The sequence below is a fragment of the Caedibacter taeniospiralis genome, from assembly GCF_002803295.2.
Taxonomy (GTDB): domain Bacteria; phylum Pseudomonadota; class Gammaproteobacteria; order Francisellales; family Francisellaceae; genus Caedibacter; species Caedibacter taeniospiralis.
This window is the reverse complement of the sequence record NZ_PGGB02000008.1, coordinates 63,961-86,890: the sequence shown is the minus strand read 5'-3', so window position 1 is coordinate 86,890 and position 22,930 is coordinate 63,961. Positions and strand designations below refer to the sequence as shown.

Genomic DNA, 22,930 nt, shown 5'->3' with positions numbered 1-22,930 from the left:
ATTATGCTTAAGAAAAAGCACGCTAAACATAGCAAGGGATGGAGAGACCATCCACCCTCATTTTTCTATGAAACTACCCATAAACTTTATTATYATGAGTAGGGCATTTGTGCAACATAAAAGAATTAAGGGAGGTTATATTTAGATGAGCTGTAAAGTTGACGGAAGAAGTCTTTCGGAAAGCCGTGTAAGGGAAAACTTTACGCACGGTTTGACGAGGGGTCTCTGTGGAGATAAAATCAAATCAGCGACCTACTCTACGGTCTTGCCACTGATATATTTCGGTCCTCCCTGCTGTGAGTGTAAAAAGTAAAATAGCCAGCAAAAAGCACTGGTAAATGGGGTTTGGTTTCATATATACTTGCCCGCCTTAACGGCTTATGTTTTCGGAATCTGGTGCGTAAGATTATAGGTAAAAAATCAATGAAAAGAAGTTGATTTTTGAAAACTAAAGCCCTATGATTGTCACCTGCGCGCTGGAGGGGTTCCCGAGCGGCCAAAGGGATCAGACTGTAAATCTGACGGCTCAGCCTTCGCAGGTTCGAATCCTGCCCCCTCCACCACAATTTCCCAATGCGGGCGTAGTTCAATGGTAGAACTTCGGCCTTCCAAGCCGATAGCGTGGGTTCGATTCCCATCGCCCGCTCCATAAAGGGATCTATAAATAAGTGATTTATTTAAGTTAAGTGTACTTTAGTGAATTAAAAGTATTGATTTTATGAGAAATAATTGAAGCTCGCATAGCTCAGTAGGTAGAGCACTCCCTTGGTAAGGGAGAGGTCACCAGTTCAAATCTGGTTGTGAGCACCATGTTGAGTTTATTAATAAAACTTTGGAGCAAATAATGGCTAAAGAAAAATATGAACGTAAAAAGCCGCACGTAAACGTTGGTACAATTGGTCATGTTGACCATGGGAAAACGACGTTGACCGCTGCAATCACTAAGGTGCTGGCTGACGCATATGGCGGACAGGCAAAAGCGTTTGATGAGATTGATAATGCACCAGAAGAAAAAGCGCGTGGTATTACCATTTCAACTTCGCATGTTGAATATGAAACTCCTGCGCGTCACTATGCGCACGTTGACTGTCCAGGGCATGCGGATTATGTTAAAAACATGATCACGGGTGCGGCTCAGATGGATGGTGCAATCCTTGTATGCTCTGCTGCCGATGGTCCTATGCCGCAAACGCGTGAGCATATCTTGTTGTCACGTCAGGTAGGCGTTCCATATATCGTTGTTTTCTTGAACAAGTGCGATATGGTAGACGATGAAGAATTGTTAGAGTTGGTGGAAATGGAAGTTCGTGAACTTCTAGATCAGTATGAATTCCCTGGTGACGATACTCCAATTATCAAAGGTTCCGCTACCGGCGCCTTGGCAGGTGAGAAGAAGTGGGTTGATGCGATTCTTGAGTTAGGTAAAACGCTTGATGAATACATTCCTGAACCACAACGTGAAACTGACAAGCCTTTCTTGTTGCCAATCGAAGATGTATTCTCTATCTCTGGTCGTGGTACAGTCGTGACTGGTCGTATTGAGCGCGGTATTATCAAAGTTGGTGACTCAGTTGAAGTGGTTGGTATTAAACCAACACAAACAACAACCGTTACTGGAGTTGAGATGTTCCGTAAGCTTCTTGATGAAGGTAAAGCGGGTGAAAACGTTGGTATCCTTGTGCGCGGTCTTAAGCGTGATGATGTTGAGCGTGGTCAAGTTCTTTGTAAGCCAGGTTCAATCACTCCTCATACTAAGTTTGAAGCGGAGGTTTATGTGTTGTCTAAAGAAGAAGGTGGTCGTCATACTCCTTTCTTTAAAGGTTACAGACCGCAATTCTACTTCCGTACAACTGACGTAACTGGGTCTTGTGAATTGCCTGAAGGTGTTGAAATGGTAATGCCTGGCGATAACATTAAGATGGTTGTGACATTGATCAACTCTATCGCGATGGAGGAAGGTTTACGTTTTGCGATTCGTGAAGGCGGTCGCACGGTCGGTGCTGGTGTTGTGGCTAAGATCCTTGCTTAATGTCGATAACAACTTGATGAGTTTTGTAGGCCAGTAGTTCAATTGGTAGAGCAGCGGTCTCCAAAACCGCAAGTTGGGGGTTCGAGTCCCTCCTGGCCTGCCAAATAAATTGGCTTGAACGGCGTGTTGATCTGTGTTAGGATTGCACGCCGTTTTTGTTTGTATTGAAAGATGAGGCTTTGAATGAAAGATTCAGTAACCAAAAAAGTGTGGACAACCACAACAAAAAAAGCTGATGCGCGCGAGATAGCGACTAGCGCTAATAAGTTGCTGTGGCTGCTTATGCTGGTAATCGCAGTACTTGTTGTTTTTTCGAGTATGTATTTCTCGCTGTTTACTCAGTCATCTGCATTAATGGCGGTGCTGATTATTGTTGGATTGGTTGTGCTGTTGGTGCTTGCTAAGCAGACAAATCAGGGAGCTAAGGGCTGGCAATTTCTATTAGAAGCAAGGCTGGAAATGCGTAAGGTTGTATGGCCCACGAGACAAGAAACGATTAACTCAACACTGGTTGTATTAGCGATCGTCGCAGTGGCTTCAGTCATTATTTATTTTGTTGGGCTGCTATTTATGTATCTTATTCAAGCAATTTTAAGTTAAGGGTTTTTTATGTCTGCGGATGAAAAAGATTTGCGTGAAAAGAATGCAGAAACTGCCAATTCTTCTCTGGCGAAAACTGAGGGTGATGGAAAAAAAAGATGGTATGTCGTTCAAGCTTATTCGGGATATGAAAAGCGTGTTAAGGCACAAATAGAAGAAAAAATAAAGCTTGAAGGCTTGGAGCAATATTTTGGAAAAATATTAGTTCCAACTGAAGAAGTCGTTGAAATGAAAGCAGGGCAAAAGCGAAAAAGTGAGCGCAAATTTTTTCCTGGTTATGTTTTAATTCAAATGGAGATGGATGAGGCAGCCTGGCAGCTGGTTCGTCGCATACCTCGAGTCAGTGGTTTTGTTGGCGGTACGAGTGAGCGTCCTATGCCCATTAGTAATGCTGAGGCAGAAAGAATTTTAGGTTCTTTAGAAACTGGCGCAGAAAAAACAGCACCAAAACCACGCACAACTTTCCAAGTCGGTCAGGTTGTTCGTGTGCTTAATGGTCCTTTTGCAGACTTCACGGGTGTGGTTGAAGAAATTAACTATGAAAAGTCGCGAGTTCACGTTGCAGTGTCTATTTTTGGACGCTCAACCCCTGTTGAATTAGAGTTCTCACAAGTGGAGAAAGATGCGTAGGGGTGAAAGATTTTTCGCCCGTACAAAAGGCGAACGATTTCCCCTTGTTTAAACAAGTGGGGTTTGGTGCCTGATCATATTGATTGGGCGAAGCTAACTGTGGGGAGCTATAAAAAACATAGCGCTATACCCAAAATAGGAGTAAAAAATGGCAAAGAAAGTACAAGCTTATATCAAGCTTCAAGTGAAAGCTGGACAGGCAAATCCTAGTCCCCCGATTGGTCCAGCCTTGGGTCAGCGTGGTGTTAATATTATGGAGTTCTGTAAAGCGTTTAATGCACAGACACAAAAAATGGAACAGGGATCTCCTGTTCCTGTTGTGATCACTGTTTATAGCGACAGAAGCTTCACCTTTACAATGAAAACACCACCCGCTTCGTTCTTGTTGAAGAAGGCTGCCAAGATCAAGTCTGGTAGTTCAAAACCTTCAAAAGAAGTTGCAGGTACGGTGAATCGTGAACAGCTAGAAGAAATCGCTAAGGCAAAAGAACCCGATTTAACAGCGGCAGATTTGGATGCAGCCATAAGAACAATCGCAGGCTCCGCGCGCAGTATGGGTCTTAAAGTTGAGGGAGTTGAATAATGGCTAAAGTATCCAAAAGAATGAAGGCTTTGTCCGAGAAAGTCAGCAGATTACAATCATACTCTGCAACTGAAGCATTTAATCTATTAAAAGAGCTATCAAAAGTTAAGTTCAAAGAATCCATTGACGTTGCGGTCAACTTAGGTGTTGATCCGCGCAAATCAGATCAAGTGGTGCGCGGTGCCTCTGTGTTACCAAACGGCACGGGTAAAGTAGTCCGTGTTGCAGTGTTTACCCAGGGCGATAATGCGATTAAGGCCACTGAAGCGGGTGCTGATATTGTGGGAATGGATGACTTAGCTCTGGAAGTTAAAAAAGGCAATATGGATTTTGATGTTGTGATTGCTACTCCTGATGCTATGCGTGTGGTTGGGCAGTTGGGTCAGATCTTAGGTCCTAAAGGTTTGATGCCAAACCCTAAAGTAGGTACTGTGGCTACCGATGTGGCGCAAGCAGTAAGAAATGCAAAAGCTGGTCAAGTCCGTTACCGTGTTGATAAAGCGGGTATCATTCACACAACGATTGGCAAGGTTGATTTTGAGTCAGCTGCTTTGCAGCAAAACCTGGAAACGCTATTGGCAGATCTTAAAAAACTTAGGCCATCCAATGCAAAGGGTATTTATATAAAGAAAATTACCGTATCTAGCACAATGGGTCCTGGTGTTATGCTTGACATGAGTACAATTGAAGTTTAAGATGGCGAGCCTTTTTCATATCCCTTATGCACAAAGGCTTTGTGCCAGGGGAGTTTAAATAAGTTTCTTTGGGTCGCTGCCTGGCGCTGTGTTGGGTGAGCGATGTCAAAGACCGTAGGTGTGATCGCAAGGTTGCTTAATTTCCTACGCAGACGGTGAGAGTGACCTTAAAAGAGTAAATTTTTATTTGGTTTCAAACATCGTATTAAATAGTAACGTAGACAAAAACAAGAGGATTAGCTAATGGCGCTAAAGCTTGAAGATAAAAAAGCGATTGTGGCAGAAGTTGCCGAACAGGCATCCTTGGCATTGTCTGCAGCGGTAGCTGATTACCGTGGTTTGACTGTGAATCAAATGAGTGATTTACGTAAGCAGGCTCGTGAGTCAGGTGTGTACTTGAAAGTTGTTCGCAACAACTTAGCAAGAATCGCAATGAAAGGGACTGAGTTTGAGTGTATGAGTGATGCGCTTGTTGGTCCTTTGGTGCTGGCTTTCTCGAAAGAAGAGCCAGGTGCGGCTGCTAAATTGTTCAAAGGTTTTATGAAAGATAATAAAGCTTTTGAAGTGAAGAACTTAGCGATGAGCGGTAAATTGTTTGGTGCTGATAAGTTAGAAGAAATGTCTAAGCTTCCAAGCAGAAATGATGCACTTGCTACGTTGTGTAATGTATTGCAAGCACCTGTTGCCAAGTTTGTGCGTACGCTCAATGAAATTCCAGCTCGGGCTGTGCGTGTGTTTGCTGCTGTTGGTGATGCAAAATAACCACTTTTCGTTTTTGAAATAAATTATTTAATAGGAGTATATAATGGCTATTACTAAACAAGACATTCTGAATGCAGTTGCTGAAATGAGCGTGATGGATGTTTGTGATCTGGTTAAAATGATGGAAGAAAAATTTGGTGTTTCTGCACAGGCTGCAGTTGCCGTTGCAGCACCTGCTGCAGGTGAAGCCGCCGCGGTTGAAGAGAAAACCGAATTTGACGTTGTTTTAGTTGATGCAGGTGCTAATAAAGTTGGTGCGATTAAGGGAGTTCGCGCAGCAACTGGATTAGGTCTTAAAGAAGCAAAAGACGCTGTTGAAGGCGTTCCTTTCACTATTAAAGAAGGGGCTTCAAAGGCTGATGCTGAAGCACTTAAGAAACAGCTTGAAGAGGCTGGTGCTAAGGTTGAGCTTAAGTAATCAAACGATTATTTTGAGTTAAAAAGTAAAGGCTAACAGGGGTTTTACCTGTTAGCCTTTTCTGCTATCTAATAAATGGTATTTGTAAACGTGTCTGTAATCGCAGATGAATAAAGTTTTCCGAACTTTTGGCATGATTTAGTGTTCAAAACGAATGTAGTCAGAGGAATTGCCTGATGTCGTACTCATACGCTGAGAAAAAAAGAATCCGTAAAGAATTTGGGAACCTTCCTAATATTCTCGATGTCCCATATTTGCTTGCTGTTCAAGTGAATTCATACAAAGAATTTTTGCAACAAGATGTTAAGCCGCAAAGCCGCAAGAATATTGGTTTAGAGGCTGCGTTTAAGTCTGTTCTTCCTATTGTAAGTGTCTCAGGGTATTCCGAGCTGCACTACGTAAGCTATCGCTTGGGTGAGCCTGTTTTTGATGAAAATGAATGTGGTATTCGAGGGGTAACCTATGCTGCTCCTTTGCGTGTGAAACTTAGGTTGGTTGTGTATGACAAAGACGCGCCAGTAGATGATAAAGTGGTTAAGGATGTGCGTGAGCAAGAGGTCTACATGGGTGAAATTCCGCTGATGACTGAGAATGGTACCTTTGTGATTAATGGTACTGAGCGGGTGGTTGTTTCACAGCTTCATCGTTCACCTGGTGTTTTCTTTGATCATGACAAAGGTAAAACGCATTCCTCAGGTAAAATATTACATTCGGCGCGTGTCATTCCTTACCGTGGTTCGTGGTTGGATTTTGAGTTTGATCCAAAAGACTTGCTTTATGTGCGTATAGACAGACGTCGTAAATTACCTGCGACTGTTTTACTAAAGGCGTTGGGTTATACCAGCGATGAATTACTTAAGCTTTTTTATGAACCAGTTAATTTTGAAGTGGACAATGGTTCACTACTGATGACCTTTGAGCCTGATTCGTTAAAGGGGTCTACAGCATCGTTTGACGTTTTGGATAAAGATGGCAAGGTGCTCGTAGCTGAAGGTAAGCGCATTACTGCAAGACATACAAAACTTATGAAAGAGCAAGGTTTGAACCAGATGGAAGTTCCTGTCTCTTATGTCATGGGTAAAGTGTTGTATTCTCGCGTTGTGGATGAGACTTCAGGCGAGATACTTGCGGCGGCAAATGAAGAAATTACGCCTGTGCTGTTAGAAAAGCTTTCTGATCGTGGCATCAGTAAATTCCAGACATTAAACACCAATGATCTGGATCGTGGTGCTTATATCGCCGACACTTTGCGTAACGATGTGTGTCGTGATCGTGATGAGGCTTTGGTTGAGATCTATCGTATGATGCGACCAGGTGAGCCGCCAACAAAAGACTCAGCTGAAAATTTATTCCAGGGTTTGTTTTTCTCTGAAGATCGCTATGATCTTTCAGCCGTTGGTCGAATGAAATTTAATAATCGTTTGGGGCGTAAATCAGATAAAGGCATAAATGTACTGACTAAGGAAGACATCATCGATGTTGTCAAAACACTGATTGATATTAGAGATGGTCGGGGAGAAGTGGATGATATAGATCACTTAGGCAATCGACGCATCCGTGCCGTAGGTGAAATGACAGAAAACCAGTTTAGAATTGGCTTGGTGCGCGTTGAAAGATCAGTACGTGAACGTTTGTCATTGGTGGATCGCGAGAGTGCGATGCCACAAGATCTGGTCAACGCAAAGCCAATTACTGCCGCAATCAAAGAATTCTTTGGTTCGGGGGCTTTATCGCAATTTATGGATCAGGATAACCCCTTATCAGAAGTGACGCATAAGCGTCGTATTTCAGCCTTGGGTCCAGGTGGTTTATCCAGGGATCGCGCAGGTTTTGAGGTGCGTGACGTGCATACGACACATTATGGTCGTTTGTGTCCGATTGAAACGCCTGAAGGTCCAAACATTGGTTTGATCAACTCTTTAGCATGTTATGCGCGGACCAATCACTATGGTTTCTTAGAAGCGCCATATCGTAAGGTAATTAACGGTGCAGCAACTGATCAGATTGAATATTTATCAGCGATTGATGAGAGCAATTATGTGATTGCACAGGCCTCTGCCTCGATGGATGACAAAGGACGTTTAACGGATGAGTTAATTCAGTGTCGCTCGAAAGGGGAGACGATTTTCACGAGTGCAGACCAAGTGCAGTATATGGATGTTTCTGCTAAGCAGATGGTGTCCGTTGCTGCGGCACTCATTCCATTTTTGGAGCATGATGATGCAAACCGTGCATTAATGGGTTCAAATATGCAACGTCAGGCGGTGCCAACTTTAAGAGCGGAAAAGCCCCTTGTCGGTACTGGGATGGAGCGTATCGTTGCGCGTGACTCAGGGACATGTATTGTGGCAAAACGTTCAGGCGTTGTTGATGCGGTTGATGGCGGGCGTATTGTCGTGTGCGTTGATAATGATGAAATCGGTGAAGGGGATTCCGTTGTTGATATTTACAACTTAACGAAGTTCCGACGTTCTAACAAAAACACCTGTATTAATCAACGCCCAATCGTGCGTCCAGGCGATGTGATTGTAAAAGGTGATGTGCTTGCAGATGGCTCATCAACTGATATGGCAGAGTTGGCGCTTGGGCAAAACCTTTTAGTAGCGTTTATGCCGTGGAATGGCTTTAACTTTGAGGATTCTATTTTATTATCTGAACGCATCGTTGAAGATGACCGTTATACCTCTATTCACATCGAGGAGTTGACCTGTATTGCGCGTGATACCAAGTTAGGTGCGGAAGAGATTACCGCGGACATCCCCAATGTTAGTGAACAAGCTCTCAACAAACTGGATGAAGCAGGGATAGTTCATATTGGTGCCAATGTTGTGCCAGGCGATATTCTGGTGGCAAAAATTACACCAAAAGCCGAGCAACAGCTGACACCTGAAGAAAAACTTTTGCGTGCCATATTTGGCGAAAAAGCATCGGATGTTAAAGATAGTTCTTTGCGTATGCCAACGGGTATGTACGGTACAGTGATTAATGTACAGGTCTTCACTCGTGATGGCTTAGAGAAAGACCAGCGTTCAGTTGAAATTGAAAAAGCTGAATTAGCACGTATACGTAAAGACTTGCGCGATGAATACCGCATTGTTGAAGGTGCTGTTCGTTCATATTTGCTACAAGAGTTAAGTGGCAAGAAAGCGGTAGCATGTCCTGGTGGCTTAAAGCGCGGACAGGAAATCACAAAAGATTATTTAAAAAATCTTGAATTGATTCAATGGCTGGATATTCGTGTTGAAGATGAATCAACGATGGAAGTTATTACTCGGTGTAAAGCACAGATCGAGCAGGCGCGTAAAAACTTTGAAGCCAAATTTGAAGCAAAACGCAAAAAAATTGTGCAAGGCGATGATTTGTCTCCAGGGGTGCTTAAGATCGTCAAAGTGTTTGTTGCGGTTAAGCGTCGAATTCAGCCAGGGGATAAGATGGCCGGTCGCCACGGAAATAAAGGGGTGGTTTCTCGCATTCTGCCAATTGAGGATATGCCTTATCTGGAAGATGGTACACCAATGGATATCGTGTTAAACCCGCTGGGGGTTCCTTCGCGTATGAACATCGGTCAGGTGTTGGAGACACATATGGGAATGGCAGCAAGAGCCTTAGGGCACAAGATTACTGATGCCTTAGAAGCTAGTCAGAAAGCGCGAGATATTCGCAGGACTCTGGAAGAAGTTTATAACACAATAGGCAATAAAAAGCTGGATCTAGCCCAGTTGGATGATGATCAGATTATTGAGATGGCATATAACCTAAAAGCAGGGGTGCCGATAGCGACTCCCGTATTTGATGGTGCAAAAGAAAAAGACATCAAAGATCTGTTAAAGCTTTGTGGCTTAAACGAAAGTGGGCAGGCTCAGCTTTATGATGGTCGTACAGGTTTGCCATTTGATCGCCAGGTAACCGTAGGCTATATGTATATGCTTAAACTTGACCATCTGGTGGATGATAAGATGCACGCACGTTCGACGGGTTCTTATAGTTTGGTCACACAGCAGCCATTGGGCGGTAAAGCTCAATTTGGCGGTCAACGATTTGGTGAGATGGAAGTCTGGGCACTGCAGGCTTATGGTGCTGCATATACCCTTCGTGAGATGCTGACGGTTAAGTCAGATGACGTCAACGGTCGTACCAGAATGTATAAGAACATTGTAGATGGCAACTTCAGAATGGATGCAAGTCTGCCTGAGTCGTTCAATGTATTAATGAAAGAAGTGCGTGCTTTGGGTATTGATATTGATCTTGAGTCTGATTTAGAAAATTAGCCTTACTTGAGTTGTAGTGATAAACCAGCTACGAGCTTATGCGCGTAGCTTATTGATTAAAAACTTTGCAAAAATAGGAGTAGAGCCTTGAAAAATTTACTAGGCGGTATGAAACAGCAAGGTAAAGATTCAGAATTTGACCGCATCCGTGTTGGTCTTGCTTCACCTGAAATGATTCACTCATGGTCTTATGGTGAGGTTAAAAAGCCAGAAACTATCAACTATCGCACTTTTAAACCCGAGCGCGATGGCTTGTTTTGTGCAAAAATTTTTGGTCCGATCAAGGATTATGAATGCCTTTGCGGCAAATATAAGCGTTTGAAGCATCGTGGAATCATCTGCGAGAAGTGTGGTGTCGAAGTTACTCAGGCCCGTGTGCGTCGGGAGCGCATGGGGCATATCGATCTTGCCTGTCCTGTGGCACATATCTGGTATTTAAAATCCCTGCCATCACGTATTGGATTGTTGTTAGATATGACATTGCGTGATATCGAACGCATTTTATATTTTGAAGCTTATGCAGTAACCGATTCAGGCATGACACCTTTTGAAAAAGGACAGCTATTGAACGAAGAAACTTATCTTGATGCCCTGGAAGAGTATGGTGATGAGTTTGAGGCGCAAATGGGTGCTGAGGCTATTCAAAAGCTTTTAATGGATACGGATCTTAATCACGAAATTGAAATCATTCGCGAAGAAATTCCGACGACTAACTCGGAAACAAAGCTCAAAAAGCTAACGAAGCGTTTGAAATTGCTAGAGTCATTTCGTGAGTCAGGCAATAAACCTGAGTGGATGATCATGACCGTTTTGCCTGTCTTGCCACCTGATTTGCGACCATTGGTCCCCTTGGATGGTGGACGTTTTGCAACGTCTGATTTAAATGATTTATACCGTCGTGTGATCAATCGCAATAATCGTTTAAAACGCCTTTTAGAGCTTAGTGCTCCAGATATTATTGTGCGCAACGAAAAACGCATGTTGCAGGAATCAGTTGATGCGCTACTGGATAATGGACGCCGTGGGCGTGCGGTGACGGGTTCTAATAAGCGCGCACTGAAGTCGCTTGCAGACATGATTAAAGGTAAGCAGGGGCGTTTCCGTCAGAACCTTTTAGGTAAGCGTGTTGACTATTCAGGGCGCTCAGTCATTACTGTGGGTCCCACTTTGCGTTTACACCAATGTGGTTTGCCCAAGAAAATGGCACTAGAATTATTTAAGCCATTTATTTATTCAAAACTCGAGCATTACGAGCATGCGACTACGATTAAAGCTGCCAAGAAAATGGTTGAGCGCGAAGAAGCTGTCGTGTGGGATATTCTGGAAGAAGTGATTCGCGAGCATCCAGTACTTCTTAACCGTGCGCCAACCTTGCATAGATTGGGGATTCAGGCGTTTGAGCCGACTCTGATCGAGGGCAAAGCGATTCAATTGCATCCACTGGTGTGTACTGCATTTAACGCGGACTTTGATGGGGATCAGATGGCAGTTCATGTGCCGCTAACCATCGAAGCACAGCTTGAAGCACGAGTCCTGATGATGTCAACAAACAATATCCTGTCTCCTGCAAGTGGTACGCCAGTCATCGCCCCAACACAGGATATCGTATTGGGTCTTTACTATGCCACACGTGAAAAAGTTAGCTCGAAAGGCGAAGGCAAGTTATTTGCGGATTTATTGCACGTACAACGTGCGTATGATGCAGGGGTTGTTGATATTCATGCAAAAATTAAAGTACGCTTAGATCATAAAGTGTTGCTGGAGTCAGGTGAGTATGTTGAGGAAAAGGGTATTATTGAAACAACAGTAGGACGTGCTTTGTTATCAAGTATTTTGCCAAAGGGCTTGCCATTTTCATTGATAAACCAACCACTGACAAAGAAAACAGTGGGTAAAATTATTGATCAGTGCTATCGTCGTCTGGGTACTAAGGCGACGGTTATTTTTGCGGATCAGTTGATGTATGCGGGATATAAGTACTCTACGAAGTCTGGTATTTCGATTGGGATCAACGATATGATCATTCCTGATGCTAAAGAAGGAATATTGGCAGAAGCCGAAGCACAGGTAAAAGAGATTTCCGCACAGTACTCAAGTGGTCTTGTGACTGCAGGTGAGCGTTATAACAAAGTCATTGACATATGGTCGCGCGCGAATGAAAAAGTCGCCAAATCAATGATGGAAGTGATTGCAAAAGAAAAAGTGGCTGATAAAGAAGGTAATGAAATTGAGCAGGAGTCCTTTAACTCTGTATATATGATGGCTGATTCAGGGGCCAGAGGATCAGCCGCCCAGATCAGACAGTTGGCTGGGATGAGAGGTCTCATGGCTAAGCCCGATGGTTCAATTATTGAAACCCCTATTACCGCAAACTTCCGTGAAGGTCTATCGGTATTGCAATACTTTACCTCCACACATGGTGCGCGTAAGGGGCTTGCTGATACGGCATTAAAGACAGCAAACTCAGGCTATTTGACTCGTCGTTTAGTCGATGTGGCACAGGATCTCGTTATTATTGAAGAGGACTGTGGCACACAAAAAGGCTTGACGGTGTCAGCGCTTATTGAAGGGGGCGATGTAGTTGTTCCGCTTGGCGAACGTCTATTAGGGCGTGTCAATGCAGAAGATATTTATAAGCCAGGTGAGGATGGAATCCTGGTTGAAGCGGGCACCCTGCTTGATGAAAAAATGGTTGAGTTGATTGAGCAACATGGGGTTGATCAGGTGGTCATTCGCTCCGCCATTACCTGTGAAACTCGTCGTGGTTTATGTGCTAAATGCTATGGGCGTGATTTGGCGCGTGGTCACTTAGTCAATATGGGGGAATCCGTTGGTGTCGTTGCGGCACAATCCATTGGTGAGCCAGGAACACAATTGACAATGCGCACCTTCCATATTGGAGGAGCTGCATCGCAGGATAAAGTGGAAAATAACGTTCAAATCAAAAATGGTGGACGTATTAAGTTTAATAATATTAAGACGGTTAAAAATCGTGAAGGCAACCACGTTGTTGTTTCGCGCTCGGGTGAAATTAGCATTATTGATAAATTTGGACGTGAGCGTGAGAAGTATAAGGTGCCTTATGGTGCTGAATTACCTGTAAATGACAACACCCAGGTCAAAGCTGGAGCTGTTGTTGCAACATGGGATCCGCATACGCATCCAGTCATTGCGGAGGTTTCAGGGCATATTAACTTCGTAGACTTTATTGATGGTGTGACCATGAAGCACCAGGCAGATGAGATGACTGGTCTTTCCAGTGTTGTGATTATTTCAGATTCGCAAAAAAGTGGTAATAGAGATATTAAACCGCTTGTGCGCTTGATTGACGAAGTTGGCGAGGAGCTTTGTTTCCCGAATACGAATATTCCCGCTAGTTACTTTATGCCGATTGGTGCGATTTTAAATATCGAAAATGGCACCAAGATTGAAGTCGGTGACGTTATTGCGCGTATTCCTCAGGAAGGCTCTAAGAATAAGGATATTACTGGGGGGCTTCCGCGTGTGGCTGATCTTTTTGAGGCGCGTCGTCCAAAGGATGCGGCAATTATGGCAGAGGTTTCGGGCGTTGTGAGTTTCGGTAAAGAGACAAAGGGCAAGCGCCGTTTAATCATTTCGCCAGAAGAGGTCGAACCAATCGAAATTATGATCCCTAAATGGCGTCATATTAACGTATTTGAGGGTGAGCACGTTTCCAAAGGGGAAATTATTTCCGACGGTCCTTTAGATCCGCATGAAATCCTGCGTTTGAAAGGGGTGCATGAACTGGCGGATTATATTATCAATGAGATTCAAGAAGTCTACCGTTTACAAGGCGTGGGCATTAACGACAAGCACATCGAGACAGTCACCCGTCAGATGTTGCGTAAGGTTAATATCCTTGCTACGGGTGATAGTAAGTTTGTTGACGGGGAGCCTGTTGAATTAGTGCAGGTACTGGAAGAAAATGAGAAGCTACGTGGTGAAGGTAAATTAGAAGCTATTTATGAGCCTATTTTATTAGGTATTACGAAAGCCTCATTATCGACGGAGTCGTTTTTGTCAGCGGCTTCGTTCCAAGAAACAACTCGCGTGTTAACGGAGGCATCAGTAAGTGGTCAGGAAGATCAGTTACGTGGTCTAAAAGAAAACGTTCTGATTGGACGATTGATTCCTTCAGGCACGGGGCTGGCACATCATCAAGAACGTAAGCGCAAACATCTTGAGGAACAGCAGGCTTTAGAATCTGGTCCTTCTATGGATGAGTTAGAGATGGCACTAAGTGCGGCTCTGAATGCTGATGATGAAGAAAACAGTGTTGATCTTGAAGATTTCTTTGTAACTGGCGAAGAAGATCTTGATGAAACTAAAAAGCATGAAGATGATGACGATTACGAGGAATAATCGAACGTTATTAATGTAATAAGCAAGGAAAAATAAGTTGCACTGTACGTCACTTTCCAATACAAAAACTACTAAATATCTCACCTAATAAATCATCGGCACCAAACTCGCCAGTGATGGATGATAGTCCTTTCTGTGCGAGATTTAGTTCCTCTGCCAAGAGCTCTCCATTTCTGTGTGCCAGGTGCATGGCTGCTATTTCAAGGTGATCTTGCGCGGAATTTAGTGCGTTAATATGGCGCTTTCTTGCAGTAAAGATGCCTTCAGAGGTTTGTTCGTAGCCAATGGCTTTGAGTAAATAATCACGGAGTTTATCAATGCCGATGTCATGCTTGGCAGAGATAAAAAGATGATTATCATGGTTTTGTGGAATTGTATTGGTTAAATCAACCTTGTTGTAGATGTAGGTAATAGGAATATGGCTTGGAATGTGTTCAAAAAACTCGGGGACAAGATCGGTAATATTTTTATCTTTAGTGTCGTTAATATCTGCCACAAGTAAGATGTGATCTGCTTTTTTAATTGCTTCAAGTGCGCGCCTGACACCCTCTGTTTCAATAATATCGTCACTAACACGTAACCCTGCGGTATCGATAATATGTACAGGAATGCCATTGATTTGAATATACTCACGCAAGGTGTCGCGCGTCGTACCTGCAATATCGGTAACAATCGCGCTTTCTTTTCCTGCAAGTGCGTTTAATAAGCTTGACTTGCCCGCGTTGGGTTTGCCAGCGATGACAATTTCAATACCTTCACGTAATAACGCACCTTGTTTAGAGTTATGGAGTACGGATTGGACATTTTGCTGAACATGCGTTAACTGAGTTTTAATATGTTCATCCGCGAGGAAATCTATTTCCTCTTCAGGAAAATCAATAGCCGCTTCGACATGAATGCGTAGATGAATTAACGATTCCACGAGCGTATCAATCTCTTTTGAAAATGCTCCTTGTAATGAACGCATTGCAGATTTAGCCGCCTGCTCAGATGAGGCGTCGATCATATCAGCAATGGCTTCTGCTTGTGCTAAATCTATTTTGTCATTGAGATAAGCGCGTTCGGTAAATTCACCAGGTTTGGCAAGACGCGCGCCATGTTCAATAGCAACCTGTAAAATAAGGTTTAAGACAATGGGACCGCCATGCGCTTGTAACTCCACAATATCCTCGCCTGTGTACGAGTGTGGTGCTTTAAAATAAAGGGCGATACCCTGATCCAGGGTTTCATCATTGGTATTTTTAAAATCAAGAAAATGCGCATGGCGTGGCTTAAGTGCGGTGTGGGTTATTTTACTGGCAATAGTATAAGCATCTTTGCCAGAAATACGGATAATACCCACACCACCCTTTCCCTGTGCGGTCGCAATTGCGGCGATGGTGTCGGTGTTTAATAGTGTCATAAAACCTAAATCCAAATGATGTGAGTGCTGTGGATTATTATTCCGCAGGATTCACCTCGCTATTTTCGTTAATGTTAGAGCCATATTTGGCTTTTACCTCTTTCCCAAAGTCACTAATCGAATTTTTGTGATTGTTTAGAAACCATTTGACATGGTTTTTAAGGTATTCATTTCTGAGCTCATTGTTTCTTAAATCATTTGGAACTCGACTCATACGAGGATCCACGCTATCAAATCCGTTAAATTGTTCAGCTAGTCTTCTTTTAGTCATTTCAATATATTCTGGGTTGATTTCAATTCCAATAGAGTGTCGGTTTGTTTGCTGACAGACTCGCATGGTTGTCCCGCTTCCAGAAAAAGGGTCTAACACAGTATCACCTGCATTAGATGACGCTAAAACCATTCTTTCAATAAGTCCTTCGGGTTTTTGTGTCGGGTGATTCTGGCGATTTGGATTTGAGTAATGTACATGAGAGAACTGCCAGACATCACCAGGATTTGCTCCACGCATATTGTTTCTTTGTCGGTAGTATTTTTGAGGAACCCGAATATCATCTAAATTAAAGGTAAAGGAAGGCGATTTTGTAAACATTAAAATATCATCATGTCTAGGGGAGAATCCCTTCGTTTTTCCTACTCCTTGTGTATAGTGCCAGACTATCCATCCGTTGAAATGGAGATTTAAGTTACGCTCCAGAATACTGTATAAGTAGGATATGAATCGAAATCCCATGAAAACGTAAATTGTGCCATTAGGTTTCAAGATTCGAGAGGCTTCAGAAAGCCATTCTTGTGAAAATGTTAGATACTCTTCAAAGGTTCTTTTATCTATATTATTTTGATAATTTTTTCCAAGGTTGTAGGGGGGGTCTGCGATTATCAACTCAACGGACTGAGATTTTATTTCCTTTAATTTCTGTAGCGCATCTCCCGTTATGAGCTTCATATCAGTCATCTTTCTTAATCCACTCTTTTCTTTGAGCTAAATCTAACCATTGCTCATAAGACCTCTTGCTTGATTGTAAGTATTTTCTATCAAGGAGTTGACAAAATTCCCATGTAGTTCTTTTTTCTATTTCCACATAGTGAATATCTCTTATTTGTATTTGTCCCGTGCCTAAGGCAGGGTTGTAATTCAAATCCCTAGATGATAGATATTTCAAATCATATGCGTTGTATTTTACAACCTCCATTATCCCATCCATCAGCCCAGATTTCTTATTACGTGTGGAGTAGACTCTATGCTTTAAGGACAGGATGATAAATATATAGTCTGGGTCTTCAACATATGCAGTCCTGATTCGAGCATAAGAGGTGATATTTGGAGATTTTCCGCTGCTTTCAATATCTTCAGCCGTTGCTTTTACATCTATTTCAGCTGTAACTCCGCTTTCAACTTTGCGTTTCCGTTTAAACTGCAAAATGACATCAGCCATGTGTAATCTCTCAACTGCTTCAACATTTATTAGTGCATATTTGTTTGATTGATTATCTGCAATGAGTTGAAATGTCTCAGCAGCCCATGCTTCAACAAAGGGTCCAGCTATTTTGTTGATATTTTCCATGGGTAAGCCAAGCTTGAGATTTGTGTTAATAAAAATTTTATTATTCCCACTTTCAATGGCATTTTTTATAATATCCTCAACGGTTTGTATTATGAATGTAGAGCATTCATCATAATCTTCCGACTCGTGGGGCACTTTAAATACTTGACTTTCATAGCTCATAAATTTAGCCACCTTAGGTAGCTCTCGTGAATCATTATGCAGACTTTTTTGCTTTGCATTTTGCGTATTGTTGACAGAGTGACTTTGATTAGGACGATTATGCCTTCATCCCAACAAAACCTCAACTAAATTAAATGCTATAAAATCCTCACCAAAACCACCCTCTTGACGGGATGTCGCAGTGGCGAAGCTGAGAGGCGTAGCGATAAGCTATATCCTGGGTTTCACGTGCATATTTTAGAAGGAATTGATTACCCTTGTAGCTGCCTTTCATATAACCGTAGACCCCTTGGTTATAGGCAAGGTATAGCTGATAGGCATTGTCTTTGGAAATCCCCGCAATACGCTGGGCACGAGTGGCATACCAACCGATAAAATCAACTGCATCAGCAAAGCTGGTGCGACTTGCCCATGAACGCCCTGTTTCTTTTTGATATTCATCCCAGGTGCCATCTAAAGCCTGGGCATAGCCGTAGGCCGTTGATTGCCTGCCTGTGGGAATAAAGCCTAAAACGTATTGCATGGGAGTTCGTGCATCGGCAATGAAACTTGACTCTTTGCGAATAAACGCCCATTGCACGCTAATTGGAACCCCCCACTTTTTATAAGAGTCCAGCGAGTTGTAGTACCACTTTGGATATTGCTGCGCGATGGCGCACGCATTGCCTGGACTCTTGGGTGGTGCTGTCACGCAACCAGTTAGGGGTAAAACAACTAGAAGTGGTAAAAATTTGAGTTTGGGGCTCATCAGCTGTTATTGTGATTGACTGGTAATGCCAGACAGCCTAGCGGATTTTTAGGGTAAGACGAACTGTTTTTAACAGTTTTTTATTTTCACTTTAGCCACAATGCAGTAAGTTATGCCTCTAGTAGAGAAATAAACGATAACTGACAAATGGCAAAACTCCATTTTTATTATTCAACGATGAATGCAGGCAAAAGTACAACCTTATTACAGTCTGATTACAACTACCGTGAACGTGGAATGAATACGTTATTGTTTACGCCAAGTATTGATAATCGCTTTGGGGTGGGGAAAATCTCCTCGCGCATCGGGTTGCAGGCGGATGCGCTTCGGTATGATCAGACAACGGATTTGAATCAGGTGGTTATCAACGTGCTGCAAAGTATAAAATTACATTGCATTTTGATTGATGAAGCGCAGTTTTTAACAAAAGCACAAGTCTTGCAATTAACCGACATCGTTGATGAGCTTAATATCCCTGTGTTGGCCTATGGACTTCGCAATGATTTCCAAGCAGAACCCTTTGAAGGAAGTAAGTATTTATTGACGTGGGCAGATCAGCTGATTGAGATCAAGACCATTTGTTATTGTGGTAAAAAAGCGACTCACGTTCTGCGCCTGGATGAAAATGGACAAGTCATTAAGGATGGTGAACAGCTGCAGATTGGAGGAAATGAACGTTATGTGTCTGTTTGTCGCTGGCATTTTAAGCAAGGAAAAGCCGAGTAACTCCAGTGACTTAAGTGATTTTGAGTTGCTGAACCAGCATATATTTGCCAGAATGCGGGGAATGTTTATTTTGGAGTGACCGTCGTGAGATCCTATTTAAAAGAGCGCTCTGTGCTATTTAAAAACAGATCATTTAGTTGTTCCTGTGTAATGAACTTTTTCTCGGCGATTGCGGTGGGTGTAGCCTATGTCTCTTTTAGCTGGCATTTGCTTAGCATTTATAACAGTGTCAGCGCGATTATTATTTTTATGTTCAGCTGGTGGGTGTCAGGCTCGATATTATCTCCTGTGACAGGCTATTTTGCTGACAGGTTTTCGCGACAAAAAATCATCGTTGTCACCAATAGTGCGCGCGTAATTCTGGTGCTGTTATTTCTGATTTTCTGTCGGTTAGATACCTTACCTGAAGTGTACTTATTTACCAGTATTTGGGGATTAATTCTAGCCTTTTATATGCCTGCGATGTTGATTATGGTGCGTGAGATGTTTGTTGATGACAGCGGGCTTTTATACGCCAATAGCACGATGGACGGTATTTTTGAAATAGGTATGGTTGCAGGGATGTCGTTAGGTGGAATGCTCGTTGTGTTTTTTAATATGCACGAGATCCTCTATTTTCTGCTTTTTGGCACAACGATTGCGCTAATAGTAAGCTTTGGTATCAAACCCGCAAGAAAAGTTGATGGCAACAAGGATGGGTTTATCGAAAACTGGTGTGAGGTCTATCGTTTCTTACATCAAAAAAAATACGCTTTTTGGTTTTATGTGGCTCAAATTGGTTTCACGTGCTTATTTATGATCGTACCTATTTTTATTGCGCCGTATGCAAAGAATATTTTAAATGCGACATCATGGCAGTTTGCCTTGATTGAAACAGGTTTCTCAGTTGGGTTTATCATTGGCTGTATCGTTTTGCCGTGGGTGGCGGATAAAAAAGGAGAGGTAAAAACCATTGTTTATGCGTTGATTGTTTCAGCGTTTTTGTACTTTATTTTAGCCTTAGTGCATAGTGTGCTTGTGGCATTTATACTCTACTTTGTCATTGGCATGAGCATTTCCTGTTGGGCAATTTCAGTTACTTTGGCGCAGAGAAATACGGATATTAGTCTGCAAGGAAAAGCACAAGGTCTAAGTTATGGTCTCTCTGGAGTGATGGTAATGGCAATTTACACCAGCTTTTTGATTATCAATAGCGCCATGGATTTTCCAAGCAACTATTGGTTTTATCTTATCATTGCGCTGGTTTTTTTGATTATCTATCCTCTGTTAAAGGGTAATAAACTTTATGCGCAGGAAGCTCAGCAGCAAGCTATCCCATAGGTAATAAGACTGGTCGCAAGACTATTGGGACGATTGCGTTAAAATTGTTTTCTTTTCGTCATAGCAAAGCAGGTTAAAAATCATTAGAATGACGTCGTCAAAAATATAAAAGTACAGAGCTGAATGAAAAAGTGTTTAATTATCAAAACATCATCTTTGGGGGATGTGTTGCATACCTTGCCTGCACTGACCGAAGCGAGAAAAAACATCCCCGACATTCGATTTGACTGGGTGGTTGAAAAAGCATTTGCTGAGATCCCAGGCTGGCATGATGCCGTCGATGAAGTTTTAAAAGTTGAAGTACGCAAGTGGCGCAAGAATGTCTTTAAGTATTTTGCCGAAATCCGTAAGTTTAAGAAAAAGCTCAAAGCCCGACGCTATGATTATGTCATTGATGCACAGGGATTATTAAAAAGCGCATGGATTAGTAAAGGCGCTAAAGGTCCAAAGTATGGCTTAGATAAAGACTCCGTGAGAGAACCTCTTGCGAGTTTTTTCTATAAACATAAAATGGCAATTGCTAAAGGAGCGCATGCGATTTTGCGCGTTAAATCCCTGTTTGCCAAAGTGTTTAACTACGAACCATCTGCAGAGGTTGACTATGGTATTTCTTATCGATGGGAAAAAGAGCGGACCAAAAAACAAGTTGTTTTTCTGCATGCAACGACTTGGGCTAGCAAACACTGGGCAGTAGCTCATTGGCAAAAATTGGCAAAGATACTGGCGCAGGATGATATTAGGGTGCTTCTACCCTGGGGAAATGAAGAGGAGAGGCTTCAGGCAGAAACCATTGCCAAGCATAATCCCAATGCAGAGGTGCTAGAAAAAATGACCTTGTCGCAATTGGCTCAGCTATTTAGCGAAAGTGTAGCGGTTATCTCGGTTGATACAGGGCTTTCACACTTGGCTGCGGCTTGTGGAGTCCCAGTCATAGGTATATATGGCTCGACCTCGGCAAAACTGACAGGAGTCATTGGCAAGCATGTAATGCACGTTTCTTCAAAGCTCACCTGTTCGCCATGTTTGAAAAAAATATGCCCGATTACCAAAGATGCGTTTGCGCCTTGCGAAGTATCTATCCTGGCAGAATCAATTTATGAAAAACTCAAGTTGTTGTTGGCTACTAATACTGTTACTGTTGTCTGAATTGATTAGCAAAGGAGTAGGCGTATGCGTGCGGTTTTAAGTATTCTGCTATTAGTATCATCAGTGCAGTTATTTAGATGCAGAACATGTAAATGGTAAGCTGGAAAGCACGGTAATAGAAGCAATGGAGCATAATAAACTAGGCTCTGCACTGTTAGGAGTCAAGGTGATTGATGCAGGTAGCGGAGAAACTGTTTTAGCCTTTAATAGTGACAAAAACGTCATGCCAGCAAGTAACACTAAACTGCTCACAGCTGCTGCAGCCTTGCTTAGTTTAGGCAAGGACTATCGATATAAAACAACGGTTTATTATGATCGTAAGCATCAAGATGAAATCCATAACCTTTACATTGATTTCTCGGGTGATCCAAGCCTGACCAGTAAGGATCTGTCTTATCTATTAGCCGCTTTACAAAAGCAGGGTATTCATAGCATCAGCGGGAATGTTTGTCTTGTGAATTCAGTTTTTCAAGGCAGAGACTATCCGATTAATCAAAGCCAGAGTGATAGTATTTTTGGCTATGGAGTCCCAAGCTCGGCATATAACCTTAATGAAAATCAGGTCATTCTAAAATTAAAAACGCAGGATCATGCCTTTAATGCTCAGCAAATTACAGGTGAAACAATAACTTATCACAACCATCTTGTGGCTGCCGATAATGAAATGCTTAAAACCTGCCAGTTTGATGCGAGTATGGATAAAAGTAATACGCTAAGCTTAGCGGGGTGTTTGCCGCGCGGCGATTACACCTTTAAGTTTGCCATTGCGAATCCCAAGTTGATGATGAAAAATGTGCTACGCAGCAAGTTGACTGAGCTAGGACTTGAATTGAAAGGTGATATTCAGATAACAACTACTACAAAGGATGTGAACCTTAAAGAGCTTACAACTCACGCTTCGGCTAAGTTATCTGTACTTATCGAGCATATGCTGCAGACTTCGGATAATTTATACGCACAAAGTCTCCTTAGAACTATCGGCGATAAGCTATTTCATGTTGGCAGCATCGTCAGTGGTAAAAATGCTTTACTTAAAATACTACAAGAAGATCTGGCGCTTAATACTGACAATATCCAGTTGGAAGATGGTGCGGGGATGTCTCAGAATGACTTGTTAAATGCAGATTTTTTAACTCAGCTGTTATACAACATGAAATTACAGAAAGCGTTTAAAGTCTTCGTTCAAGGCTTCCCCATGTATGGTCAATCAGGAAGTCTTGCTTCACGTACTGAAAAGGCACTTATCGGCAAGGTGATTGCAAAAACAGGCACGGGTACAACGAGTATTGCTTTGTCAGGGTACTTAAGTGCAAAAAACGGCAAGGAATATATCTTCTCCATTTTGCTAGGTAATTTACTTGAGTCCCAAAGGGCTTTAGCATCAAAGCTGCAAGATCAGATTTTATTGGCGTTATATCAGGAATAATCAATCTGGCACTTTAATTTCCAAGCAGACTGTCCGATCTGATAGCCAGGGTATTGTAATTAACAGC

17 protein-coding genes and 4 tRNA genes are annotated in these 22,930 nt (G+C 42.5%); 17 read left to right on the top strand and 4 right to left on the bottom strand.

Features of this window, described 5'->3' with window-relative positions; genetic code table 11:
- Positions 1-478 precede the first annotated feature (478 nt).
- The 13 genes from CU053_RS04565 (at position 479) to rpoC (ending at position 14,368) form a co-directional block, all read left to right on the top strand.
- Positions 479-563, top strand: a tRNA-Tyr gene (locus tag CU053_RS04565).
- Positions 564-575: 12 nt separating this feature from the next.
- Positions 576-649: transfer RNA gene (locus CU053_RS04560), tRNA-Gly, on the top strand.
- An 85-nt stretch (positions 650-734) separates the two neighbouring features.
- A tRNA-Thr gene (locus tag CU053_RS04555) sits at positions 735-810 on the top strand.
- 34 nt (positions 811-844) lie between these two features.
- On the top strand, positions 845-2,029 hold the full coding sequence (gene tuf / locus CU053_RS04550) for an elongation factor Tu (protein WP_100550949.1): 1,185 nt from the start codon (positions 845-847) through the stop codon (positions 2,027-2,029).
- A gap of 27 nt (positions 2,030-2,056) precedes the next feature.
- Positions 2,057-2,132, top strand: a tRNA-Trp gene (locus CU053_RS04545).
- 80 nt (positions 2,133-2,212) lie between these two features.
- A complete protein-coding gene (secE, locus tag CU053_RS04540; protein ID WP_100550948.1) occupies positions 2,213-2,629 on the top strand; it encodes a preprotein translocase subunit SecE in 417 nt (138 codons plus the stop codon).
- A gap of 9 nt (positions 2,630-2,638) precedes the next feature.
- Positions 2,639-3,259, top strand: a complete 621-nt coding sequence (gene nusG / locus CU053_RS04535; RefSeq protein WP_100550947.1) for a transcription termination/antitermination protein NusG — start codon at positions 2,639-2,641, stop codon at positions 3,257-3,259.
- 148 nt (positions 3,260-3,407) lie between these two features.
- A complete protein-coding gene (gene rplK, locus CU053_RS04530; protein ID WP_100550946.1) occupies positions 3,408-3,842 on the top strand; it encodes a 50S ribosomal protein L11 in 435 nt (144 codons plus the stop codon).
- Positions 3,842-4,537 carry a 50S ribosomal protein L1 gene (rplA, locus tag CU053_RS04525; protein ID WP_100550945.1) on the top strand — a complete coding sequence of 232 codons (696 nt, stop codon included), beginning with the start codon at positions 3,842-3,844 and terminating at the stop codon, positions 4,535-4,537. The genes rplK and rplA overlap by 1 nt, the downstream gene beginning before the upstream one ends.
- Positions 4,538-4,780: 243 nt before the next feature.
- Complete coding sequence (rplJ, locus tag CU053_RS04520) at positions 4,781-5,299, top strand: 50S ribosomal protein L10 (protein ID WP_100550944.1); 519 nt, start codon at positions 4,781-4,783, stop codon at positions 5,297-5,299.
- 43 nt (positions 5,300-5,342) lie between these two features.
- Positions 5,343-5,717 carry a 50S ribosomal protein L7/L12 gene (gene rplL / locus CU053_RS04515; protein WP_100550943.1) on the top strand — a complete coding sequence of 125 codons (375 nt, stop codon included), beginning with the start codon at positions 5,343-5,345 and terminating at the stop codon, positions 5,715-5,717.
- 176 nt (positions 5,718-5,893) lie between these two features.
- Positions 5,894-9,985, top strand: coding sequence for a DNA-directed RNA polymerase subunit beta (gene rpoB / locus CU053_RS04510; RefSeq protein ID WP_100550942.1), 4,092 nt, complete (start codon positions 5,894-5,896; stop codon positions 9,983-9,985).
- A gap of 108 nt (positions 9,986-10,093) precedes the next feature.
- A complete protein-coding gene (gene rpoC / locus CU053_RS04505; protein WP_100550941.1) occupies positions 10,094-14,368 on the top strand; it encodes a DNA-directed RNA polymerase subunit beta' in 4,275 nt (1,424 codons plus the stop codon).
- Positions 14,369-14,417: 49 nt separating this feature from the next.
- Here rpoC and mnmE read toward each other — a convergent pair whose 3' ends face one another.
- From mnmE to CU053_RS04485, 4 genes are all read right to left on the bottom strand, one after another.
- Positions 14,418-15,770: a tRNA uridine-5-carboxymethylaminomethyl(34) synthesis GTPase MnmE gene (gene mnmE / locus CU053_RS04500; protein WP_100550940.1), complete on the bottom strand. Its 1,353-nt coding sequence runs from the start codon at positions 15,768-15,770 to the stop codon at positions 14,418-14,420.
- Between the two features lie 37 nt (positions 15,771-15,807).
- On the bottom strand, positions 15,808-16,716 hold the full coding sequence (locus CU053_RS04495) for a DNA-methyltransferase (RefSeq protein ID WP_199244211.1): 909 nt from the start codon (positions 16,714-16,716) through the stop codon (positions 15,808-15,810).
- A 1-nt stretch (position 16,717) separates the two neighbouring features.
- Complete coding sequence (locus tag CU053_RS04490; RefSeq protein WP_100550938.1) at positions 16,718-17,497, bottom strand: restriction endonuclease; 780 nt, start codon at positions 17,495-17,497, stop codon at positions 16,718-16,720.
- Positions 17,498-17,645: 148 nt separating this feature from the next.
- A complete protein-coding gene (locus tag CU053_RS04485) occupies positions 17,646-18,245 on the bottom strand; it encodes a transglycosylase SLT domain-containing protein (protein WP_100550937.1) in 600 nt (199 codons plus the stop codon).
- 147 nt (positions 18,246-18,392) lie between these two features.
- On the opposite strand from CU053_RS04485, the gene CU053_RS04480 reads away from it, so the two are divergent.
- The 4 genes from CU053_RS04480 (at position 18,393) to dacB (ending at position 22,863) form a co-directional block, all read left to right on the top strand.
- A complete protein-coding gene (locus CU053_RS04480) occupies positions 18,393-18,971 on the top strand; it encodes a thymidine kinase (RefSeq protein WP_100550936.1) in 579 nt (192 codons plus the stop codon).
- Positions 18,972-19,121: 150 nt separating this feature from the next.
- Positions 19,122-20,291, top strand: a complete 1,170-nt coding sequence (locus CU053_RS04475) for an MFS transporter (protein WP_325063830.1) — start codon at positions 19,122-19,124, stop codon at positions 20,289-20,291.
- A gap of 123 nt (positions 20,292-20,414) precedes the next feature.
- Positions 20,415-21,437 (top strand): lipopolysaccharide heptosyltransferase I, encoded by a 1,023-nt coding sequence (waaC, locus tag CU053_RS04470; protein WP_100550934.1) that lies wholly within the window; start codon positions 20,415-20,417, stop codon positions 21,435-21,437.
- A gap of 124 nt (positions 21,438-21,561) precedes the next feature.
- A complete protein-coding gene (dacB, locus tag CU053_RS04465) occupies positions 21,562-22,863 on the top strand; it encodes a D-alanyl-D-alanine carboxypeptidase/D-alanyl-D-alanine endopeptidase (RefSeq protein ID WP_100550933.1) in 1,302 nt (433 codons plus the stop codon).
- The last annotated feature ends 67 nt before the right edge of the window (positions 22,864-22,930 follow it).